The 15,306-nt window shown below is 62.7% G+C and carries 17 protein-coding genes and 1 pseudogene; 7 read left to right on the top strand and 11 right to left on the bottom strand.

What is annotated here, in order from left to right:
- Positions 1 to 752 precede the first annotated feature (752 nt).
- The 5 genes and pseudogenes from OKW29_RS20005 to OKW29_RS19985 form a co-directional block, all read right to left on the bottom strand.
- Positions 753 to 1,376: pseudogene (locus OKW29_RS20005) on the bottom strand (HoxN/HupN/NixA family nickel/cobalt transporter); the annotation flags it as partial.
- Between the two features lie 12 nt (positions 1,377 to 1,388).
- Positions 1,389 to 2,153, bottom strand: a complete 765-nt coding sequence (locus OKW29_RS20000) for an aquaporin (protein ID WP_429292243.1) — start codon at positions 2,151 to 2,153, stop codon at positions 1,389 to 1,391.
- The gene (locus OKW29_RS19995) at positions 2,150 to 2,509 is read right to left on the bottom strand and encodes an SH3-like domain-containing protein (RefSeq protein WP_184062677.1); all 360 of its coding nucleotides are present in this window, start codon (positions 2,507 to 2,509) and stop codon (positions 2,150 to 2,152) included. The genes OKW29_RS20000 and OKW29_RS19995 overlap by 4 nt, the downstream gene beginning before the upstream one ends.
- Complete coding sequence (locus OKW29_RS19990; protein WP_429292242.1) at positions 2,506 to 3,183, bottom strand: nitrile hydratase subunit alpha; 678 nt, start codon at positions 3,181 to 3,183, stop codon at positions 2,506 to 2,508. The genes OKW29_RS19995 and OKW29_RS19990 overlap by 4 nt, the downstream gene beginning before the upstream one ends.
- Positions 3,180 to 3,533 carry an SH3-like domain-containing protein gene (locus OKW29_RS19985; RefSeq protein ID WP_429292241.1) on the bottom strand — a complete coding sequence of 118 codons (354 nt, stop codon included), beginning with the start codon at positions 3,531 to 3,533 and terminating at the stop codon, positions 3,180 to 3,182. The genes OKW29_RS19990 and OKW29_RS19985 overlap by 4 nt, the downstream gene beginning before the upstream one ends.
- A gap of 561 nt (positions 3,534 to 4,094) precedes the next feature.
- Here OKW29_RS19985 and OKW29_RS19980 point away from each other — a divergent pair.
- Positions 4,095 to 4,316, top strand: a complete 222-nt coding sequence (locus OKW29_RS19980) for a hypothetical protein (RefSeq protein ID WP_429292240.1) — start codon at positions 4,095 to 4,097, stop codon at positions 4,314 to 4,316.
- 222 nt (positions 4,317 to 4,538) lie between these two features.
- Here the strand turns inward: OKW29_RS19980 and OKW29_RS19975 are convergent, their stop codons facing one another.
- Positions 4,539 to 4,685 (bottom strand): hypothetical protein, encoded by a 147-nt coding sequence (locus OKW29_RS19975; protein ID WP_429292239.1) that lies wholly within the window; start codon positions 4,683 to 4,685, stop codon positions 4,539 to 4,541.
- A 1,084-nt stretch (positions 4,686 to 5,769) separates the two neighbouring features.
- Between OKW29_RS19975 and OKW29_RS19970 the strand changes: the two genes are divergently transcribed.
- Complete coding sequence (locus tag OKW29_RS19970; protein ID WP_429292238.1) at positions 5,770 to 6,129, top strand: hypothetical protein; 360 nt, start codon at positions 5,770 to 5,772, stop codon at positions 6,127 to 6,129.
- On the opposite strand, the gene OKW29_RS19965 is transcribed toward OKW29_RS19970, so the two are convergent.
- Entirely contained in the window at positions 6,089 to 7,204 is a 1,116-nt protein-coding gene (locus tag OKW29_RS19965) for a beta-propeller fold lactonase family protein (RefSeq protein ID WP_429292237.1), read from the bottom strand. The two genes, OKW29_RS19970 and OKW29_RS19965, sit on opposite strands and share 41 nt — an antisense overlap.
- A 179-nt stretch (positions 7,205 to 7,383) precedes the next feature.
- Between OKW29_RS19965 and OKW29_RS19960 the strand changes: the two genes are divergently transcribed.
- From OKW29_RS19960 to gph, 5 genes are all read left to right on the top strand, one after another.
- A complete protein-coding gene (locus OKW29_RS19960) occupies positions 7,384 to 8,139 on the top strand; it encodes a TonB family protein (RefSeq protein ID WP_429292236.1) in 756 nt (251 codons plus the stop codon).
- 58 nt (positions 8,140 to 8,197) lie between these two features.
- Positions 8,198 to 8,965 (top strand): MotA/TolQ/ExbB proton channel family protein, encoded by a 768-nt coding sequence (locus OKW29_RS19955; protein ID WP_429292235.1) that lies wholly within the window; start codon positions 8,198 to 8,200, stop codon positions 8,963 to 8,965.
- Positions 8,956 to 9,378 (top strand): ExbD/TolR family protein, encoded by a 423-nt coding sequence (locus OKW29_RS19950; RefSeq protein ID WP_018424565.1) that lies wholly within the window; start codon positions 8,956 to 8,958, stop codon positions 9,376 to 9,378. Before OKW29_RS19955 ends, OKW29_RS19950 begins: the two co-directional genes overlap by 10 nt.
- Before the next feature lie 146 nt (positions 9,379 to 9,524).
- Positions 9,525 to 10,346: an HAD family hydrolase gene (locus tag OKW29_RS19945; protein WP_429292234.1), complete on the top strand. Its 822-nt coding sequence runs from the start codon at positions 9,525 to 9,527 to the stop codon at positions 10,344 to 10,346.
- Entirely contained in the window at positions 10,337 to 11,029 is a 693-nt protein-coding gene (gene gph / locus OKW29_RS19940) for a phosphoglycolate phosphatase (RefSeq protein ID WP_429292233.1), read from the top strand. The genes OKW29_RS19945 and gph overlap by 10 nt, the downstream gene beginning before the upstream one ends.
- 9 nt (positions 11,030 to 11,038) lie before the next feature.
- Here the strand turns inward: gph and OKW29_RS19935 are convergent, their stop codons facing one another.
- The 4 genes from OKW29_RS19935 to OKW29_RS19920 form a co-directional block, all read right to left on the bottom strand.
- On the bottom strand, positions 11,039 to 11,701 hold the full coding sequence (locus OKW29_RS19935) for an ankyrin repeat domain-containing protein (RefSeq protein WP_429292232.1): 663 nt from the start codon (positions 11,699 to 11,701) through the stop codon (positions 11,039 to 11,041).
- A gap of 15 nt (positions 11,702 to 11,716) precedes the next feature.
- Complete coding sequence (locus tag OKW29_RS19930) at positions 11,717 to 12,337, bottom strand: c-type cytochrome (RefSeq protein ID WP_429292231.1); 621 nt, start codon at positions 12,335 to 12,337, stop codon at positions 11,717 to 11,719.
- Complete coding sequence (locus OKW29_RS19925; RefSeq protein ID WP_429292230.1) at positions 12,334 to 14,067, bottom strand: pyrroloquinoline quinone-dependent dehydrogenase; 1,734 nt, start codon at positions 14,065 to 14,067, stop codon at positions 12,334 to 12,336. Before OKW29_RS19925 ends, OKW29_RS19930 begins: the two co-directional genes overlap by 4 nt.
- 311 nt (positions 14,068 to 14,378) lie before the next feature.
- Positions 14,379 to 15,251 carry a VOC family protein gene (locus OKW29_RS19920; RefSeq protein ID WP_429292229.1) on the bottom strand — a complete coding sequence of 291 codons (873 nt, stop codon included), beginning with the start codon at positions 15,249 to 15,251 and terminating at the stop codon, positions 14,379 to 14,381.
- Positions 15,252 to 15,306 lie beyond the last annotated feature (55 nt).

Below are 15,306 nucleotides of genomic sequence, written 5' to 3'. Positions count from 1 at the left end.
AAGGCCCGTGCCATCGATCGCCTGACGTGGAGGTCGCGTATCTTATTGATTTATATGGATTTCATTGACCTGAAAATGACTGGCAGACGAACCGATTCTCGAAAGTCAGAATCCGCCGGCCGTGCAGGCTGAGACTTCAGCCGCCGTAGAAAGCCGAGCGTGGAAAAATTGACGTCGCATTCGGGCATCGGGGACGCGGTCGCCAGCGCGCATTTCCCAGCTGTCCGCGGTGACCAGTGCTTCTTGCCGAAGATACCGTCAGGCCATTCCCAAATTCAGCAAATAAATCGACTGCGCGACTGACCAGGATGCGAGCGGACTCCAATGCCCGCGAAGGCCGGTTTATTGCCGTCCGATGCGGCAGGACAAGTGGCCGTTGTCGAACTTGAAAGCTGCCGCCGAGTCCCGCCGGTGTTCAGCGGCGGCAGTGGGTCGATCTGGTGCGTTCGCCGTTGGCCGCGTTCGGCCACAAGCGGGCGGTCGACTGCAGTGTCGGTCGGACATTCACGCGTCGGCTCCGCCCCAGTTACCGGCCATTCGACTCTCATGAGCCAAGGCTGCTTCATCGGGCCAGTCTGACGTTCGTGTGCTGGCGCTGATATGCTCATTCATTGCTGGGAGCCGGCCACATGAAGACGCTTAAGCCACAGAGTTGAAGGGCGGCGTTCGCGTGAATAGGCGCCGGAAGTCGTGAGCGCGCATAGCAAGCAGTTCGCAGCGCGGAGATGGACAGCTCCGCTGCGGCGCGACACCTAGCGCCCACCCGTATTCACTTCCAGATCATCGTAACCCTTCATTCGGTAGATGAAGAATGATGCCAGCCACGCAACGATGAATACGCCGATGATGATAAAGCCCAGATTGTTGAAGTTGTCGTTCAGTGCGCCAATCACATCCCAGAAGCCCCCCTTAAAGCTAAGCTGGTCGGCCAGAAGCCCGAGGGCTTCAATACCGCCGATCAAGACGGCCACGACCACGGACACAAGCGTAATCGTAAGGTTGTAGTAGAGCTTGCGAATCGGACGCACGAACGCCCAATCGTAGGCACCGAGCATCAGCAGGCCATCGGTGGTGTCGACGAGGGACATCCCCGCCGCGAACAGCACCGGGAACACCAGTACGACCCAGATCGACACACCTTGCGCCGCCTGGCTCGCCGAGATGCCAAGCAGGCTAATTTCGGTTGTCGTGTCGAAACCGAGGCCGAACAGGAAGCCCAGTGGGAGCATCCATATCGGGTTCGACACGAGGCGGAACATCGGACGGAACAGGCGCGCGAGCAGTCCGCGATTGTTCAGCTGCAGGTCCGGATCTTCATTTTCATATGGCTCGCCGCGACGCACCTTGTTGAAGGTCCGCCACACGCCACACAAGATGCGGCATAACGCTTATGGTTGGAGCGCGCCTCTATCAACTTGCTGATCCACCGCATCAGGCAGGTCCTTGCGCGGATAGCCGATCGCGACAATGAGCAGCGCGAGCAACGCGCCGAACAATTCTGCAGGCGTATAGAGCCAAACCGTCTGAACGCTCAGGTGGATGGGGCCATGGGCAATTAAAGAGGCCACGGTGATCGCGGGGTTTGCGTAAGAACCGGACGGCGTAGCGATGATCGCGGCGAACAGCCACGCGCCGACGGCAATTGGCCCGGTAACGGCCAGCCCGCTTCGCATGCAACCAAAGACGATCGTCATCAACCCTGCGGACGCGATGAATTCACTTGCAACAAGAGCCACTGTTGGCGTAGTTATCGCCTGTCCCATAGACGGCGTTGGAAACAGCGTGTTCGCGATACCTGCGCCTAATGCGGCTCCAATCAACTGGCCCGTCACGTAGGCAGCCGCGCACTTGCCAGTGCGCTCCCGGGTTAACCACTGCAGCAGCGTGATGAGGGGATTGAAATGACCGCCAGAGACCTTCCCAAACGCAAAGATCAGGCCGACCAGTGCGCCGCTCGTTGCTAACGCGCCCAGCAGCAAAGCAAACCCGTGATTACCCGGCTCTGCCTGCGTTACCGCCAGGCCGGCGCCTGCAGCCACTGTGGTTAGAAGCAATGTGCCGATACACTCAACCGTTGCTCGCCGTGCCAGTTGCAGCTGCGAGTCGGCCTCGACAAAGCAGGTCGGCACTGCATTCGCAGGTGTCGAGTTCATGAATCGCGCGGCGCCACTGCGCTGGGATCAGAGTCGTGAAAGCGAGACTCCACCTCATCCATCTTGTCCGCCAGCTCACCAGGCACCAGAATGCCCTTCTGGAAGAGTATGTTGGCGAAAGCCACAATCCAGCGCTGGTAGTAGCTCAGGCTGTTCACCATTTCGGCACCCAGCGCCTCTACACCACGACGCTTCTCTTCCGTATTGATGATCTTGTGATAATCAAGCACATCAGCGAGTGCATGGCACCGCTTCTCCCAAGGTTCAAGCGGGTGCTCTACCTGCTGGATAGGCGCGGCGGGGAGGCCGCCGATGTCGTTGGGAAGGCGTTTTACCTGCTGCTCTGTGGTAGTCATGACGCTTCCTTCTCATTGGGGCCTTTCACCATAACGACACCGATCATGGCATCTCGGGTGACCAACGCAGCGAGCTCCTCCTCTGTCAGCGCTTCCGTGCCCGACGGGCGACGTGGCAAGACGAGGTATCGGACCATGGCCGTTGAGTCGCTCACGCGCACTTCGACGTCCTCTGGTATCACCGTGCCGAACTCGGCAAGCACCGCTCTTGGCTCCAATACGGTGCGGGCGCGATAGGGCTTAAGCTTGTACCAGTCCGGGGGTAGGCCCAGTAACGCACGCGGATAGCATGAGCAGAGTGTGCACACGATTACGTTATGTATTTTCTCGGTGTTCTCCAGCACGATAAGCTGAGTGTCGTCGTAGAAACTGATCCCGAACTCCTCGCAGGATTTGCGGCCACTCTCGAGAAGGCGTGCCTTGAAGGCAGGATCAACCCAGGCTCTCGCGACTACCTTGGCGCCAAGGGCCGGCGTGCGTGAATCGAGCACTTCGATCTGCCGTCTGATCTCACCGGGGCCAAGCAATTTCTTCTCGATCAGCAACTCACGTACTGCGATTTCCATGATTTCGTAGTACGACGGATGCCCTTCTTGCTGGACGGGAGCGTGAGAGTGCGAGTGATCGTCGCCGTGAGGGTGATCATCGCCGTGCGCAGGAGCCTCTGTGTTCATGGTTTCTCCTTCTGGAGCCACGTCTCGAATACTTCGATGTGCAGTGCATCGCTCGGTGAATCTTTGTAGTTATCCCAAATAGAGGTCATCGGAAACGAAACCCGGTAGTAGTGCAGCTTTATTCCGGCGTTCCGGCCAAAGCTTTCGTCTTCGTTATCGATACCAGGCGGCTCGATGACCGCTTCTACGACACCGGTCTTGCCCCGCAGATACGTAGGCACGCGGTAATGTCCAACCGGGCTTCGTTCAGCGACCCGGACGACGTCGCCGGCGCGGAAGATGGGTATCTCTCGTTCTGCGAACACGACGTTCGCACTGCTCGCTGGGTTTTCCGTTGATTCGGGCCTCATTGCACTACTCCCGTCTTTGGAAGACGCAATAATTGGCGGCGCTATCTATCGCCCTGGTGCGGCTGTGAGCGTCGGTGATGAAGCGGGATGCGCACTGCCGGTATTGTCAATTCGTGATTCACAGCACTAACTGCAATCATCTGGTGTGCCGGCAGCGGCCAAGGACCTGCCCCTTAAAACGGGGTCTGCCTTTACACAGGCTAGCAAGCACCCTGGCTCGCGTCAATCTGGTTTTCGCCTCATACCGGAAGCAAATTATTTGTCCGGTTCTGTAACGGCCGCCCGATGCTCGTGGTCGATCTATTGCGCCATGCTTCGCACCTTACGTACTGCTTTCAACAGGATGGGACGCCTTCTCTTGAGGTGCGCATCTTTTGGCAGGAGTATGGGATTGCATTGCATCTGCCAGGCAATCTGTGATGGCCTTGACACCAGCACGGAGGTCGTAAGCGGGGTCGGTGCGGCCCGCTAGATGATTTTCAATCGATCAGCGTGAACACGGACGTCGCTACCGGTCTTGTAAGAATCCCGGACCGCCTTTCCCACACGTCCAGCTTATTCATGGAGATGAAGAATGGTCGAGCGGGAATCGACGGCACCATAGGCGATCTTGGTCTCGTCGGCGTGAACATGTCCCGAGTTCTTGCCGTGCGACGCTTTGACGAAGAGAGGTGTCAGGCCAAGGTCGCGAATAATCCTTTTGACATGAGAGGGCGAATAACTGAAGCCAAACTCGCGCTCGATCAGGATACGAACCTACTCACGGGTCCAGATATCGACTGAGAAACCGGTCGAGCGGTTGCTTGTTTCTACCGCGCTTGGGCGACAACGTCTTGCCTACGATCGTGCGAATCCGCCGAACGGAAGCGACTCCGATAGTCAGCCGGATTGATTTGCAGTCGCCTTTGGAAGGTGCGGCGCAGACCATCCGTACCATCGAATCCGCACCACCGGGCAATATCGCGCAGCGGAAGATCGGTGCTCTCCAGCTAGCGCCTCGCGGCATCAATACGTGCGTTGTTCAGGAACAATGTCGGTCTTATGCCGCATTCCTTCGAGAACAGGCGGGTCATGTTGCGCGCGCTCAGCCAGCGACGCAAGCGTATGCTCGACGGCAAGATTGTCGAGCATGTATTGCTGGATCGCGATCATCTGCGAATCAGGCGCGGTCTGCGATTCGAGCAGTGGACTGAACTGCGATTGTCCACCTGCTCTTCGCAGATAGACGACCTGATACTTAGCGCCTCGATCATCACCAGTGAAAGATCGATCCCTGCCGTTACGCCCGCCGTAGTGTAGACGTCTTTCGCGTAGATCTGATCCGGCTCGATCCGTGCGCGCGGAAACGTCGCGGCCAAACGCGGCACATCCATCCAGTGAGTGGTCACCACGCGGTCGTTGAGCAGTCCCGCAGACCCAAGCGCAAACAGGCCGTTGCAGATGATCGAACGCGCTCAGCGCGGCGGTCCTGACCTAGCCTGCGGGTCAACTCTGAGGCATATAGCGAAACGAGCCATGGCATCCCCGCTAGTCACCACGCTATGACCAGCGAGTTCAAGATCTAAGCGCAGGGTATCGAAATCATGAGAGGCCCTGCCGGACGATCGGTCGACCACTCGCAACCCACGGGGGCATGCCCAGTTGTCGCTAGTTACCATTTGTCGGTTCATTTGTATTGGTCGGAGCGCCACTGATTACAAGTCTTGGGTTGCGTGAACGCTGAACGCGTCGTTTGGCCGTATCCGCAAGCGCCGTCAGAAACCAGTCGACCGTTCTACACTCGGAAGCTGCCACCGAGTCAATGTTGCGTCGTGGTCCGCTCAGGGTCGGCTGCCGCCCCTTGCCTCGAACATGGCCGCTGGCGGCCGGATCGGACTGTGGCTGTCAGGTCGCGTCTGGACTTATACATATAACGCCCATTCCATCCACGTTCCGCCCGAGCACGCCAGTATTGCTCCTGATATGCAAGCTGGGCCGCTCGGATGATCGCGGTCGTTTTCGTGACATCGGCGATGCCACGCAGAGTTGTACGTAGTGGTGCCATATGCATACCCTCAAGCGGGAGGGAGGCAGTATGGTATCGCGAGTGTCGGTTTGTTCGGTCGCGTCCGAGGTAAGGAGAACGTGATGCAATCAGCCATCGACGCCATGCTCAGCGCATGCGGCGGCGGCGCGCTGGGCATCATTCCCGAGGTCATCGACGCCTGGAGGCATCGAAGCGATCGGGCCAACACGCTTGAACCTGGCGAAACCCCTTGCGAACATCGGTCCACCTGGTATCGCGCCGCTCGATGGCGTGAACCTTATGGTGCCCGTGGTGACGCTCTGGTTACTCGCGCTATATTCGCTCGACAAGGCGCTCACGGTCTATATCGCATTCTCGCAGCACGCATCGCTTGCGGATGCGACGAATCTCATCTGGACGTCAAGTGACATGGAAATTTTTAGCGGGACGGTGACCTTCTGGTTCATCGACCGGGCACTCGCGGCGGCGGAGCCGCGCGCGAACGTACTGGTATGGCAGAACCCGATAACAGCTCATTCGCCCGCCTCGCTCAATGCGATTCGATCGAGCCGTCGCTATGCGGATACGTGACGATGCCCCACGCGAGCGGCAGCTCACCGATCTGCTTGAGCGGCTGATAGCTTTTCGCGTCGAGCACATAGACCGCGTCCGAGCGACCACAAGCGACCATCAGCTTCGAGCCGTCCGGCGTGAAGCTGAAATGCCAGCAGCGCTGGCCGACCGGCACATCGGCGACATGTTCGAAGGTGTGACCGTCGAACACCTGCACCACCCTGTCGCGCGCGGCGGCCACGAAGAGCCGCTGACCGTTGGGACCGAACGCGACGCCATAGGGCCCGAGTTTGGTGTCGACGGTCTTGACTACCTCGAACGTGTGCGCGTCGATCACGACGAACTTGCTGAGCGACTCGAGCGTGACAACATAATGCTTGCCGTCAGGCGACAGCCGGATGCCGCGCGGCCGGCCGCCCGCCGCGAGTTTCACGGTTCGGATCGGCGCGCCGGTTCGTGCGTGATAGATCGACACCGTATCGTCGCCTTCGTTGGTGACCAGCATCATCTGGCCGTCGCGCGAGAATTCGATGCCTTCGGTTTCGTGGCCGCTCGTGACCGAACGGATCACGTGCCAGTTTTTCATATCGATGATCGCGATTTCGGCGGGCGGCTTGTTCGCGTCGTCGTCGTCCGCGGCGGGCTTGTTGCCCGCGTTCGCTTCGGGCTGATTGTCCCCCTTCGCGTCGGGTTTGGCTCCCGGCGGCCCGCCGTCCTCGCCGGGCTCGTAGGTCACGTACGCGTAGCCGTTGCGCACCCGCACATATTCAGGGTTTTTGCCGATCTTCACGCGCTGGACGACCTTGCCCGTGGCGGTGTCGATCACCGCGAGATCGTTCGTGTTCTTGTTGGCGACCAGCAGACGCGTGCCGTCGGCGTTCAGGCTCAGACCGCGCGGGCCACCGGCGCCGACCGGAAAGGTCTGCGTGAGCGTCATCTGGTCGAGATCTATCACGCCGACGCCGGCCTTCTCGCTCGTCACGTAGGCGAGCGGCGCGGCCGCGGCATGCGCGGCGCTCGCGGCCAGCACGAGCGCGCAGGCCAGCGCGAGGGAATGGCGTGGTGGTCGGGGGAAAATCCGTGTCTCCAGCATCGTTGTACTCCGGGTTGATATGGCGGCGCCGCGATGGTTCGCGTCATCGTTTCAAGGTAGCCCACCGGGCGATTGTTTGACAACGCGGATCGGCGGGAGATTTTCCCGAATTGCTTCGCGCCGGCCGTCGCGGGTTTGAAAAGCAGGGTCGGCGGGGGACAATGAGCGCGGAGGTGGCGATGATGCTGCAAGTTGCCATGGTGAACCCAGCAAGTCCTACGAATGCCGCGGCCGGTTACCGTCGCGCGGCCATCGTGCTGGGCGCCGTGATCGTCGCGCATCTGGTGCTGCTCGCCATCGCGTTGAGCGCGCGTAACCGGATCGTCGAACGTCCGGTCGAGCCCCGCACGATCACCGCGTCGCTGCTGAGCCCCGAGCCTCCCGCTCCGGTTGTTTCACCTCCCGCGCCGCCCCCACCCGCCGCTGTCGTTCCGACGGCGCCAACGCCGCCGGTCACGCACCCCGCCGTGCGCGTCAAACCGGCGCCGCAGTCTCGCGCGCAGGTGCCGCGCAGTGTGGAAAAGCCTGTGCCGACACCGTCTCCGACACGCGAAAGCACCGCGCAGCCCGTCACGCAAGCCGCCGTGCCAACAGCCGCCGCGCCGTCGGCGGCATCGGCTTCCGCCGTCCGTCCGGCGGTGCCCGCGTCGACCGAGCCGCGCAACGTGTCGCACGTCGACTGCTCGATTCCGAAGCCCGACTATCCCGACATCGCGAAGCGGCGCGGCGAGCATGGCACGGCGATCGTGCGTTTCGTCGTCGGGCTGAGCGGGCATATCGAAACGGCGCAGCTGCAAACCAGCAGCGGCTCCGCGCGGCTCGACGACGCGGCGCTCGCCGCCGTCCATGCGGGCGCGTGCCAGCCGTACACCGAAAACGGCACGCCGGTGCGCGCCGCGTACTCGCAGTCGTTCGTGTTCGGACTGACCGAGTGACGCGACAGGTTGAGCGCCCCGCCAATCAGACCAGGGACACCAAACGAAGGAACTCGCCATGCAACACTACGGACTCGCAAACGTCTGGGATTCAGGTGATATCGTCACGCGCGGCATTCTGAGCGTGCTCGTGATCATGTCGGTGCTGTCGTGGACGGTGATCATCGTGAAGCTGTGGCAACTGATCCGCCTCAGGCGCGCAACCCGGAGCGACGCGCGCTTCTGGAGCGCGGACCGCTTCGACGACGGGCTGCGCAGCCTCGGCCATCCGGAATCGGGCGCGCACGACAACCCGCTGCTCGCGCTCGCGCTGGCGGGCCACGAAGCCGCGACGCACCATCGGCAGACGCAGCAGCATCTGCACGACCGCATCGACGTGTCCGACTGGATCACCCGGCGTCTGCAGGACACGATGGACGAGACGATCGCGCGCCTGCAAAGCGGCCTCGCGATTCTCGCGTCGATCGGCAGCACCGCGCCTTTCGTCGGGCTGTTCGGCACCGTGTGGGGCATCTACCATGCGCTGATCGTGATCGGCGAGACCGGTCAGACCTCGATCGACCATGTCGCCGGCCCGGTCGGCGAGTCGCTGATCATGACGGCGTTCGGGCTCTTCGTCGCGATTCCCGCCGTGCTCGGCTACAACGGTCTGACGCGCGCGAACCGCTCGATCGTCGCGCGCCTGAAGCGCTTCGCGCACGGCTTGCACGCGTACTTCGTGACCGGCTCGCAGTTGCCGTCGAGCGCCGGGCCGCAGATGCGCGTGGTGCCGCGCGGCACCAACGCGACGAACGCAACCCGCGACGGAGACCTCGAATGGCAATGAGCCCTTTCTCCGACGACGACGATCAAGGTTTGATGAACGAGATCAACATGACGCCGCTCGTCGACGTGATGCTGGTGCTGCTGATCATTTTTCTCGTCACCATTCCGGCGCTGCAACACGCGGTCAGGATCGATCTGCCGCACGCGAGCAGTCAGCCGGAAGCGCTCAAGCCCGCGCACGTGGACGTCGCGGTGCAGGCGGACGGTACGGTGCTGTGGGACGGTCAGCCCGTGACCGACGACGCCTTGCGCGCGCGCATCGCGCAAGCCGCCCTCGCGACGCCGCAGCCGGAGCTGCATTTGCGCGCCGATCGCAAGGTGCCGTACGAGCGTGTCGCAATCGTGATGTCGGCGGCGCAGCGCGGCGGGCTGACGAAGCTGGGCTTCGTGACCGATCCGCAGTTGGGCAAATGACGCGGCGCGGCGTGCGTGTTCGGTGCGTGCCGGCACACAAAGTCCCGCTTATCGGCGGCGAAAGAATCTCTGAATTTGAATCGGCGGACGGCTCGGCTATCGTGGTGCGTGTCTGAACGGCACCCCACCCTTGCGAGGACCGCACGATGCAAGCCCTCATCTTCGACGTCGACGGCACGCTCGCCGACACCGAGACTGCTCATCTGCACGCATTCAACGCCGCGTTCGCGGAAGCGGGCCTCGACTGGTTCTGGGACGAAGCGCTCTATTCCAGCTTGCTGAAAGTGGCGGGCGGCAAGGAGCGTCTGCTGCATTACTGGCGCACGCTCGAGTGCGAGGAAGCCGGGGGCCCGCGAGCGCGAGAGGCCGTCGACGCGCTGCACGCGCTGAAGACGCGCCACTACACCGAGCGCATGCGCGAGCGCGGCGTGCCGCTACGACCCGGCATCGCGCGTCTGATCGACGAGGCGAACGAGGCCGGTCTACGCGTGGCGATCGCGACGACCACGACTCCCGCCAACCTTGACGCGCTGCTGCAAGCGCATTTCGGCGCCAGTTGGCGCCATCGCTTCGCGGCAATCGGCGACGCCGGCACCACGCCGGCGAAAAAGCCCGCCCCCGACGTCTATCGCCACGTGCTCGAACAGCTCGGCTTGCAGCCCGCGGCCTGTCTCGCCTTCGAGGACTCGCGCAACGGCATGCTGGCAGCGCGCGCCGCGTGCGTGCCCGTCGTCGTCACGCCGAGCGCTTTTACCGCGCACGAGGACTTCGATGGCGCGCTGGCCGTGCTGCCTCATCTCGGCGATCCGCACGCGCCGATCGTTCCGATGGTGCGCGGCGAATGGCATCGCCGGGTGGATCTGGCGACACTGCGCCGCTGGCATCAAGACGCCACGCGTGGTCCCGATTCGGCCGCGCACGGCGCACTGAACGCGGACCAGGCGAACGCGAGCGCGTCATGGCAATGAACCGCGACTACCACGCTGTCCTGATCGATCTCGACGGTACGATGGTCGATACCGCGCCGGACATCGTCGCGGCCGCCGGCCTGATGCTGACGGATTTCGGCGCCCCGCCGCTGCCTTACGACAGGGTGGCCGGCTTCATCGGCAACGGCCTGCGCAAGCTCGTGCAACGCTCGCTGGATGCGGCGGGCCTCGGCAAGCGCGTCGAACTGGACCACGCGCAGGCCGTGTTCGAGCGGCACTACGCGGTGACCAACGCGGCGCTGGGTCGGATTTTTCCTGGCGTGATGGCCGGGCTGCGCGCGTTGCAGCAGCACGGGTACCGCTGCGCGTGCGTGACCAACAAGCCGCAGGCGCTGGCGGCGGCGCTGCTCGACAAAACGGGGCTTGCCGCTTTTCTGGACGTGCTCGTCGCGGGCGACACCGTGGCGAGCATGAAGCCGTCGCCCGAGCCGCTTCGGCACGCGTGCCGGCTGCTCGACGTCGAGCCCGAACGTTGCGTGCTGGTCGGCGATTCATCGGTCGATGTCGCGGCGGCGCGCGCGGCCGGTCTGCCGGTCTTCATCGTCAGCTACGGCTATGGCAGCGCGAGCGGCGCCGACCTGCCGCGCTGCGACGCGCTGATCGATTCGTTCGAGGCATTGCCGGCGATTCTGGCGCAAGCGCGGCCGGCATTGCGGGCGTGATTCGAGCCGCTAACCCGCCGACAACAACCCCGCGACGCGCTCCGACTTCGTCTGCACCGCGATATCTTTCGCCGTCATCCCGCGATTGTCCTTCAACGACCGGTTCGCGCCGCGCGCGAGCAACAGCTGGGCGGTCTCCGCGCGATCGTATCCCGCCGCCCACATCAGCGCGGTCAGATCGTTCTTGTAGGTCCGGTTCACGTCGACGCCCGCATCGAGCAACTGAGCGACGACCTTCGTTTGCCCCTGGCCCGCTGCGTATTCCATCGCGGTCTTGCCGACGCGATCGGTCGCGAGCGGATCGGCGCCATGCGCGAGCAGCAGCGCGACGATCTCGTCGAAGCCGCCGTAGGCGGCGGCCATCAGCGGTGTATCGCCCGGCGCGTTCGCGTGCTGCACGTTCGCGCCGCGCTCGATCAGCGTGCGCGCCATCGCCGTATCGCCCTTCTTGCACGCGGTGACGAGCGCGGTGTCGCCGATCCGGTTCATCGCATCGACCGACGCGCCGCGCTGCAGCGCAGCGACGACCGACTGCCGATCGTCGTCCTTCGCGGCTACCAGCAATTGGCGGTTGATTTCCCCCTGGTCCTGCGCGAACACCGGCACGCAGGCACCGAATGCGGCAGCGAACAGAACAGCGCTCGCAAGCGGCCGAATGAACATACCTGTCATGGTGTCTTCCCCGTGCTACTGCAGATTGTTGATATAAGCGGCCAGATGATGGATGTCCTCGTCGGTCAGATTGCGCGTCACGCTGGCCATGTTGCCCGCATCGTTGGTGCGCGTGTGCGAGCGAAAGTCCTGCAACTGCTTGACGATGTACTGATACTGCTGACCGGCGACGCGCGGAATCTCGTTCTGCCCGGAGAAGCCGCCCTGATGGCACATCGTGCACAGCACCTCGGCGGCCTTCCTGCTGCCCGCTTCGATGCTCGCGCCATCGGCGTTGAACCGCACTGGCACGAGCTTCTGCGCTGCGAAGTAGTCGGCGATGTCCTGCATGTCCTCGCTCGATAAATCCGACGCCATCGGCGACATGGGCGGATGGCTGCGCCGTCCCTGCTTGAAGTCCTTCAGTTCCAGATACAGATAGCGCGCATTTTGCCCGGCCAGAATCGGAATGTCCGGATTGGTCGAATTGCCCATCGGCCCATGACAGGCCGCGCACACCTGCGCTTTCGCCTTGCCCGCCTCGGCATCGGCGCGCGCGCCCGTCGGCAGCCGTGCGGCCATCAACCCGCCGCACAACAGCGCCACCCATGCAGCGCGCGCCACCGCCGCCGCTCCCCGCAGCGCCGGCCGCCTCATGGCACCGCGAACACGACAACGCTATTGCCGCGCTTGAAGTCGATCTGCGTATTGCCGCCCGCCGCGACCGCGATGTACTGCTTGCCGTTGACCGTGTACGACACGGCCGGCGCGTTGACGCCCGCGCCGCACTGGAACTCCCACAGCTTCTTGCCGCTGGCGGCATCGAACGCGCGGAACAGGCCGTTGCCCTCGCCGTTGAACACGAGACCGCCCGCCGTTGCAAGTACGCCGCCGATCAGCGGCTGGTCGGTCTTGTAGTCCCACGCGATCTTGCCGGTGTCGACGTTGACGGCCGACAGCTTGCCCCATTGCGCCTCGGACGGAATCAGCTTGAAGGCGCCGCCGAGCCACAGCTTGCTGCCGCCCGGATAGGCGGCGTCCTCGACCTGGTACGTCATCGGCTGATTCAGGTTGGCCGCGTAGACGAGGCGCGTTTGCGGATCGAACGCGATCGGCGACCACTCGACGCCGCCGTTCGCGCCCGGCAGCATGCGCGCGCCGGCTGCAGTCGGCAGGGTCCACATGTTTTCCTGCGGAATCATCGCCTGCGAGAAGCGGATCAGACGGCCGGTCGCACGATCATGCACGTACACGTGACCGGTCTTGCCCGCATGCACGATGCCGGGGATCATCTTGCCGTCGTTGTCGCGCACGTCGATCAGGATCGGCGGGCTCACTGCGTCGAGGTCCCAGACGTCGTGCGGCACGTACTGGTAGTGCCATTTGTACTTGCCGGTGTCGAGATCGATCGCGACGAGCGAATCCGTATAGAGGTTGTCTCCCGGCCGGATCGCGCCATACAGGTCCGGCGACGGGTTGCCGACTACGAAATAGACCGTGTGCGTTTTCCGGTCGACCGCCGGCGTCATCCACACACCGCCGCCGAGCGTCTTGTAGAAGTCGCCGCCCTTGTCGGCCAACTGCTTCTTCTCCGCGTCGATGTCGCGCTTCTCGTCGCGGCCGGTCGCGTCTTTGGTAGCCCACACGCCTTCCTGGCCGGTTTCCGGAATCGTGTAGAAGGTCCACAGCAACTGGCCGGAATTCGCGTCGTACGCCTTCACGAAGCCGCGAATGCCGTACTCGCCGCCGTTCGTGCCGATCAGCACCTTGCCGTCGACGACCGTCGGCGCCATCGTTTCCGAGTAGCCCTCGTCGGGATTGGCGATCTGGCTTTGCCACAGCACATTGCCGGTTTTGGCGTCGAGCGCGACGAGCTTGGAGTCGAGCGTGCCCATATAGAGCCGGTCACCCGAAATCGCGACGCCACGATTGTTCGGCCCGCAACAGAACGTCGTGACCGGACCCATCTTGTGCTTGTAATGCCAGAACTCTTTGCCCGTCGTCGCGTCGATCGCGTATACGTGATTGAACGACGTGGTCAGGAACATCACGCCGTCCTGCACGATCGGCGCCGTTTCCATCGACTCGTTGACGGCCGTCTGGAAGATGAACGCCGGCCTGAGCTTCGCGACGTTCGTCCGGTTGATCTGCGAGCCGGGGTAATAGCGCGTCTGCGCGTACGAGCCGTTCGGATGGAGCCAGACCGACGTCATGCTGCCGGCGCGATCGAGCTGATCCTGGGTCACGGGCTGAAGCCTCGATGGCACCGGCGCGGCGGTGGTGGTCGAGCTGTTCTGTACTTCGTCGGCGGCATGAGCCGCGGGCAAGCCGAAGGCAATGGCGAGCAGTGGCAGGCCGACAATTCCCTGAATACGGTTGAATGGCATGAGCGTCTCCTAGCTTTTTATTGTTCCTATGAATTGCAGCGCAGGAGTGCGACATGGATCCACGCGGACGACAGCGTGAAAGAGCACGATGGCGCAACCCTCGCAGACAACAGAAGCGTACGACTTCGAATCGTTGTTAGCTTTGTCAGGATGGGTCGGCTTCGCAGAGAGGGGAGAAGTGATGCACGGGTCCGCGGCAAACCGGCTCGATTAAGGGTAGGCGATGTGTTGTGGATTTTCTAGATTAAATCGATAAGGAGTGGAACGCCCGTAGGCTGGCGCTGCACTCCCCCGGTCGCGCATTTCTCCAATCAGAACCGGCCGCCGCGCGAATCGGCACCCTTCAGATAGCTCCTGTCGGTCTGTTCCGGGTTCCGGTTCACCAGCGCTCGCGCGTACAGCGGATGATGCAGGCTCCGCACTTCGTGCTCGAGCCTGAAGCAACGCGCGCCCGACGACTGATCGACGAAGTCGGCAAACCGGTATTGATGCGGCTCTTCTCCATAGACAAGCCCTTTTTCAGCGAGCCGCCTGAACGGCGCCGAGAAAGCAGCGGTGTAAATCGCAATGTGGTGTCCGTCGTATTCAGGAATGGGCTCGGGTGTTTCCGCGTACAGCAGTTGCTGATGCGTGCCGACGTCGATCACCGCGCGATGCAATCCATGCTGCTCTTCGATGTCGACCGGCGCATCGAAAATATCGCGGTAAAAGCGCGCGATAGGCAACGCGCTGCCGAGCGGCACATCCATCTTCACGAACGCAATGCCCAGATCGATTTCCGACCAGGGGTCCGAAGTGGATCGACCGGTGGGATCGAGACACTCGTAGCGGTTGCCCCATGGACAGGTCACTTCGACACTGCCTGCGCGCTCCGACCAGCCGAACGCGGTGCCGGCGAGCAGCGGCTCGACCGAGCGCAAACGCCTCACGAGCGCTTCACGCTCGCCTACCACGAGACCGACACTGCCCCGCAGTCGCTGTGCTGCTCCGTGCGGCAAGTGAATCTGCGATCGGCCGATGTTGATCCACATGTTCTCGACACCGGTCATCATGAACGGATCGCGTGTGAGCCCGAGTCCCGTGACGTAGAAGGCGGTGGCGAGAATCTGGTTGGGGATTTTCAGGTTGACGTGTTCGAGCAGGACCAGGTTGCCGGTATCTTCGCTAGCGTAAGAGTGTTCCATGTATTTGCCTTGTGCATGAGCCGCGAAACGCTGGGCCAATTATGCATCAACAAGG

Origin of the sequence: Paraburkholderia sp. CI3, from assembly GCF_050436505.1 — a bacterium.
Classification (GTDB): Bacteria; Pseudomonadota; Gammaproteobacteria; order Burkholderiales; family Burkholderiaceae; genus Paraburkholderia; species Paraburkholderia tuberum.
This window is presented reverse-complemented; position numbering and strand designations above follow the sequence as displayed.

What these genes read in the sequence shown, in the direction of transcription:
- OKW29_RS19950 (WP_018424565.1), top strand. Translation starts at nt 8,956, where the DNA reads ATGGCAATGAGCCCTTTCTCCGACGACGACGATCAAGGTTTGATGAAC.
- OKW29_RS19965 (WP_429292237.1), bottom strand. Translation starts at nt 7,204, where the DNA reads ATGCTGGAGACACGGATTTTCCCCCGACCACCACGCCATTCCCTCGCG.
- OKW29_RS19930 (WP_429292231.1), bottom strand. Translation starts at nt 12,337, where the DNA reads ATGAGGCGGCCGGCGCTGCGGGGAGCGGCGGCGGTGGCGCGCGCTGCA.
- gph (WP_429292233.1), top strand. Translation starts at nt 10,337, where the DNA reads ATGGCAATGAACCGCGACTACCACGCTGTCCTGATCGATCTCGACGGT.
- OKW29_RS19980 (WP_429292240.1), top strand. Translation starts at nt 4,095, where the DNA reads ATGGAGATGAAGAATGGTCGAGCGGGAATCGACGGCACCATAGGCGAT.
- OKW29_RS19925 (WP_429292230.1), bottom strand. Translation starts at nt 14,067, where the DNA reads ATGCCATTCAACCGTATTCAGGGAATTGTCGGCCTGCCACTGCTCGCC.
- OKW29_RS19985 (WP_429292241.1), bottom strand. Translation starts at nt 3,533, where the DNA reads ATGAGGCCCGAATCAACGGAAAACCCAGCGAGCAGTGCGAACGTCGTG.
- OKW29_RS19920 (WP_429292229.1), bottom strand. Translation starts at nt 15,251, where the DNA reads ATGGAACACTCTTACGCTAGCGAAGATACCGGCAACCTGGTCCTGCTC.
- OKW29_RS19995 (WP_184062677.1), bottom strand. Translation starts at nt 2,509, where the DNA reads ATGACTACCACAGAGCAGCAGGTAAAACGCCTTCCCAACGACATCGGC.
- OKW29_RS19990 (WP_429292242.1), bottom strand. Translation starts at nt 3,183, where the DNA reads ATGAACACAGAGGCTCCTGCGCACGGCGATGATCACCCTCACGGCGAC.
- OKW29_RS19955 (WP_429292235.1), top strand. Translation starts at nt 8,198, where the DNA reads ATGCAACACTACGGACTCGCAAACGTCTGGGATTCAGGTGATATCGTC.
- OKW29_RS19945 (WP_429292234.1), top strand. Translation starts at nt 9,525, where the DNA reads ATGCAAGCCCTCATCTTCGACGTCGACGGCACGCTCGCCGACACCGAG.
- OKW29_RS20000 (WP_429292243.1), bottom strand. Translation starts at nt 2,153, where the DNA reads ATGAACTCGACACCTGCGAATGCAGTGCCGACCTGCTTTGTCGAGGCC.
- OKW29_RS19935 (WP_429292232.1), bottom strand. Translation starts at nt 11,701, where the DNA reads ATGACAGGTATGTTCATTCGGCCGCTTGCGAGCGCTGTTCTGTTCGCT.
- OKW29_RS19975 (WP_429292239.1), bottom strand. Translation starts at nt 4,685, where the DNA reads ATGATCGCGATCCAGCAATACATGCTCGACAATCTTGCCGTCGAGCAT.
- OKW29_RS19960 (WP_429292236.1), top strand. Translation starts at nt 7,384, where the DNA reads ATGATGCTGCAAGTTGCCATGGTGAACCCAGCAAGTCCTACGAATGCC.